The following is a 5,244-nucleotide window of genomic DNA, read 5'->3' on the forward strand; positions in this document are numbered from 1 at the left end:
AGAGGTGTATAAGAGACGGGATACGTGTTGCTCCCCGGTGGCTGGGCGCTCATCTCGCTCCTCGGCGGCGTCGGAAGGCCGGCGGCACCGGCCAGACTGCGGCTTGGCGGAAACACTAATGAACCTTTCCGCCGGGTGTACGCGTATTTCCGGCCGTGACGACACATGAGGCGAACCCGGACCGGTCCCCGGCCCAGACCGACCGGGCGATGCTCGTCATCGGGGCCGCCGCGCTGGCGCTGGTCGTCCTCGCGCTCGTCGTGCGGCTCGGCGGCGCGTTCAGCGAGGGCGCGACGCCCGGACTGTCGCAGGCGGGCGCGCTGACCAAGATCGGCCTGTCGGTCGCGAAGCTCGGCGGCGACGTCGCGGCGGTCCTCACGGTCGGCTGGCTGCTCGTCGCGGCCGTGTTCGTGCCGGGGACGTCCGCGACCGGCCGCCGCTGCCTGCGCGCCGCGTCGCTGACCGCGCTCGCGTGGGCGCTGTGCACGCTGGCGCTGATCCTCTTCACCGCCCTCGACCTGTTCGGGATCGGGTTCACGGGCCTGACCGGCAGCATGATGCGGACGCTCCTCATCGAGCTGCCGCAGGGGCGGGCGCTGCTGCTCGTCCTCGCCGTCGCGGTCGCGCTGGCGGTCGCGGCGAGCCTGCCCCGCGCGGCGGGCGGCACCGGATACCTCCTCGCCGGCGCGCTCGCCGGGATGCTGCCGCCGCTGTTCACCGGGCACGCGGCGAGCGCATCGAACCACGCACTCGCCGTCTACAGCCTCGCCGGCCACGTGCTCGGCGTCGCGCTGTGGATCGGCGGGCTCGTCGCCCTGGTCACCGTCGCGCCGGACGTCCGCGACGGGCTCCCCCAGGTCGTCGGGCGGTACAGCTCCCTCGCGCTCGTAGCGTTCGCGGTCGTCGGGGTCAGCGGCGCGGTGAACGCCTGGGTGCGGCTCGGCGGCGTCCACCTCGGATCGCGGTACGGGATGCTGATCGTGGCGAAGGGCGTCGCGCTCGCCGCGCTCGGCGCGTGCGGCTGGTGGCACCGCCGCACCACGATCCCCGCACTGCGGTACGGGACGGGCAAGCGCGCCTTCCTCCGCCTCGGCACGGTCGAGATCCTCGTGATGACGGCGACGATGGCGCTGGCCGTCGGGCTGTCCCGCACACCACCGCCCGAGAACGCCCCCGACACGCTCGACCTCGCCACGCTGCGGCTCGGGTTCCCGCTGCCCGGCCCCGCCGGCGTCGGCCCGTACCTGCTGAACTGGTGGATCGATCCGCTGTTCTTCGTGCTGATCGTCGCCGCGGCCGTCCTGTACGGGGTGGGCGTCGTGCGCGTCCGGGACTGGCCGTGGCAGCGGACCGCGGCGTGGACGGGCGGGCTGCTCGTCCTGCTGCTCGCCACCGCGAGCGGGATCTCCCGGTACAGCATGGTCCTGTTCAGCGCCCACGCCATCCAGCACATCCTCGTCGGGCTCGTCGCACCGTTGCTGCTGCTGTACGGGGCTCCGGTGAAGCTAGGGCTCAAGGTGATGCGGGGCGAGAGCCGGGCACTGCTCGCCGCTGCCGCCGACAGCCGGGGCCTGCGAGCGCTGGGCCATCCGGTCGTCTCGTCCGCGCTGCTGCTGCTCAGCCTCTACGCGTGGTACGTGTCGCCGCTGTTCCCGCCGTCGCTCAGCAACCACGCCCTGCACTCGCTCTCGATGGTCGTCTTCCTCGCCATCGGGCTCGCCTACTTCCGCGGGACGGCCGGGTCGCTCGTCCCGCTCGCCGTGCTGCCGCTGCACGTGCTCGCCGGGGTCGCGCTCATGCTGGACGGGACCGTCCTCGGCGGCAACTGGTACGAGCTCCTCGGCCGCCGCTGGGGCTCGTCACCGCTGGACGACCAGCACTTCGGCGCGCTCCTGCTGTGGACGGCCGCGATGGCGATCACGGCGGCGCACGCGGTCTACTGCCGCAGCCGCCGGTCGACGACCCGGCTGAGCGCCTCCACGACCGTCGGGTCGTACTCGGCGGCCGAGTCGAGCCGGAGCCGCTCCAGCACGGCGGCGCCCCTGTCCCGGTCGGAGGAGTCGCCGACCAGGTCGTCGTAGGCGTTCGCGACCTTGATGATGCGGCCCGCGAGCGGCGGCGGGATCGGCCGCTCGCCCGAGTCGCCGACGGGCTCGCGACCCGTCCGGTAGGGGTGCGAGGACAGCTGCACGATGTGCGCCACCCGGTCCAGTACCCCGGTCTGCTTGATCACCTCGGCGCCCAGCTCGGCGATGCGGCGCTGCTCGGCCGGGGACGCCAGCACGGTCGCGCCGCCCGGGATCGGGTCGCCGAGCGACAGCTGCCCGATGTCGTGCATCAGCGCCGCGTACTCCAGTTCGAGCAGCTCCTCCTCGGCCATGCCGAGCTCGCGCCCCATCGCGACGGCGAGCCGGGACACCCGCCGCGAGTGGCCGGCCTCCACGTAGCCGCCGACCTCGGTGACCCGCGACAGCGCCCGGACGGTCTCCAGGTACGTCGCGCGGATGCCCGCGTACCGGCGGAACGCGAACTGCGTCACCAGGATCGGCACCGTGAAGATCAGCAGCGCGGCCTCGCCCATCGCGGTCGTGGCGACCGCGATCAGCATGGCGGTGGCGCTGGTCGCGGCGCACAGCGCCATCTTCGCGGCGATCTCGTCGCGCAGCGCGATGCCGAACCGGGCCCGCACGGTCTCCGCCCGGATCATCGCGGCGATCAGCACGTCGGTGAAGCAGGACGCGATGACGACGACGCCCATCACGGCCAGCAGCAGGTACCAGGCGAGGTCGAGGGAGAGCACCGGCCGGAAGCACAGCGCGATGACCGCGACGTTGAACAGCCGGCGCGCCATCGCGTCCGGGCGCGGCGTCCGGCCGACCGCGATGTGCGGCAGCGAGCCGACCAGCATGGCGACCGCGGTGACCGCGACGACCTGCAGCGCGGAGTGCTCGGCCGGGACGACGCCGAGCGGCGCGCCCGGCGCGGCGCCCTCGGGGCCGACGCCGACCAGCAGCGCGTACCCCATGGCGCCCGCGCTGGCGATCGGCGCGACCTCCCGGTTGCCCGGCATCACCATGCGGAACAGCTCGCCCAGCGCGATCAGCACGCCGAAGATGATCGCGACGTTGGGCTGGTGCAGGCCGACCGCCGCGACCTGCGTGATCGCGACGACGACGAACAGCCCGGCGGTCGCGATCAGCAGCAGCTGGCCGGAGTCGATGGTCTGCCACGCGGCCCGCTCGCGGGCGGGGAGATGGCCGGTCGTCACTGGTGCCGCACCTCGTCGCCGCCGGTGACCCGCAGCGGCGCGCTCGGGTCGTCGTGGTCCTGCTGGGTGGTCTCGGCGACGGCGTCGTCGGGCAGGACGACCGGCCGCGGCGGCTCCCAGCCGTCCCGGTCGAGCGCCCGCAGGAACGCCTCGACCATGCCGGGGTCGAAGTGGTCGCCCATCCCCCGGCGCAGCTCGTCCACGGCCTCCGTCACGCTGCGGGCGGCCCGGTAGGAGCGGGTCGAGGTCATCGAGTCGAACGCGTCCGCGACGGAGATGACCCGGGCGAACTCGGGGATCTCGTCGCCGGCGAGGCCCATCGGGTAGCCGCGGCCGTTCATCTTCTCGTGGTGGTGCATGATGCCGGCGAGCGCCTCGTCCAGGAACCCGATCTCGCGGACGATCTCCAGCCCGCGCATCGGGTGCAGCTGGATCGCGGCGAACTCCTCCTCGGTGAGCGAGCCCGACTTCTGCAGCACCTTGGTGGGGACGCCGAGCTTGCCGACGTCGTGCAGCATCCCGGCGTAGCGGATCGCCTCCACCCGGTCGGCGCGCATCCCGATCTCCTGCGCGATCATCACCGAGCCGCGGGAGACGCGCTCGGAGTGCCCGCGGGTGTAGAAGTCCTTGGTCTCGACCGCCTGGCAGAGCGCGGCGAGGGTCGCGGCGTGCGCCTGCTGCTGCGCGTACGCCTGGTCCATCGCCCAGCGCGCGATGAACAGCGGGAGCAGGACGAGGACGGCGGCGAACGGCCCGACCCGCGGCCACAGCCCGGCGATCAGCAGGCCGACCATGCCGTAGCCGAGGCAGCCGACGGCGAGCTGGCCGCTCTCGTGCAGCCACTCGCGCGGCGTCGTCTGCCGGCTGAGCAGCAGAACCCCGCCCATCAGCGTCAGGTTGACCAGCACGAAGGTGACCAGCGCGCCGAGGAACGGGCCGATGACGTTCTCCACCCAGCGGGCCTGCTCGGGGTGGAAGCGGGCGCCGCCGAGCAGGTCGAAGACCGTCCCGGCGATGAACCCGCTGAGCGCGAACTGCGCGCCGTTGAAGACGCGCTTGACCGGGGCGAGGATCCGCTGCCCGGTGACGACGGCGACCAGGCCGAGCAGCGCGGCGCCGACCGGGCCGAGCAGCACCACCGAGGCCAGGCTCGCGGCGAAGCTGAGCGAGACCCGGGCGCGCGCGACGGTCAGCCGCGCGGGCGCCGAGTCGCAGACGAGGAACAGCAGGGCCAGCACGGCCAGCTTGCCCCAGTCCAGCTCCGCGAAGGACGACGTCGCGATGAGGCCGGCCGCGAGGGCCGTCACACCGCAGACGTACGCCCAGGCAGCGAGAGGAAGTCCACGCATTGCCGCCCCTCGGGGAGTGACGAGATGGCGGGCCGCCGCCGGGGTGCCGGGCGCCTCGCGGCGCCTAGACCCAGGACACGCCCTTGGTCAGCATCAGCGACGACGCCGCGGCGCTCGGGCGTCCGCCGTGTCCTGCCGGCGACACACGCTTGAGCATGGCTCCTTGCCTCCCCCCGCCGAACCGGGCCGTCCCGGCCTCGCGGCCGGCCGTCCATCCGGGGCCGGGCGCGGGCCCGGCTTCCCGGGCGAGCACATACCCCGAATTGCACCGGTGCGCACGTGCTCCCGTCGCTGATTTCGGCACAAGCCTAACGCGAACTGCCCAGGTCACACAGGCATGAGGGAAAATCTGAGCAAAGCGTGAAGCGGCCGTCACCACAAGTGATCAATTGCCCCGTTGATTGCACTCAACGTAAGCGCACAATACTGCTGCACACCAGAATGCACGTGCATCAGCGAATGCACCGGCAACCCCCGTCATTTCCCTCCCCGCCGGCCCAGCGGGTAGCTATTCAGCCTGAGATGGCTGTGTGGCGTGATCTGGTTCAGGCGGCTTGTGGTGGGGCGAGTGCGGGTGGGAGCCATGGTCCGGTGCTGAACAGCTGTCGGAGTGCGTCGAGTTTGTCG

2 protein-coding genes and 1 pseudogene are annotated in these 5,244 nt (G+C 72.7%); 1 reads left to right on the forward strand and 2 read right to left on the reverse strand.

Annotated elements, in window-relative coordinates:
* Positions 1 to 698: 698 nt before the first annotated feature.
* Positions 699 to 1,883, forward strand: a pseudogene (locus tag HUX53_RS41730) (cytochrome c oxidase assembly protein); the annotation flags it as partial.
* Positions 1,884 to 1,936: 53 nt separating this feature from the next.
* On the opposite strand, the gene HUX53_RS41735 reads toward HUX53_RS41730, so the two are convergent.
* Together HUX53_RS41735 and HUX53_RS29895 are read right to left on the reverse strand one after the other, a co-directional pair.
* Positions 1,937 to 3,268, reverse strand: coding sequence for an HD domain-containing phosphohydrolase (locus HUX53_RS41735; RefSeq protein ID WP_309237499.1), 1,332 nt, complete (start codon positions 3,266 to 3,268; stop codon positions 1,937 to 1,939).
* Positions 3,265 to 4,617 (reverse strand): HD-GYP domain-containing protein, encoded by a 1,353-nt coding sequence (locus HUX53_RS29895; RefSeq protein WP_176406567.1) that lies wholly within the window; start codon positions 4,615 to 4,617, stop codon positions 3,265 to 3,267. Before HUX53_RS29895 ends, HUX53_RS41735 begins: the two co-directional genes overlap by 4 nt.
* Positions 4,618 to 5,244 lie beyond the last annotated feature (627 nt).

It is taken from the genome of Actinomadura sp. BRA 177, assembly GCF_013372625.1.
Classification (GTDB): domain Bacteria; phylum Actinomycetota; class Actinomycetes; order Streptosporangiales; family Streptosporangiaceae; genus Spirillospora.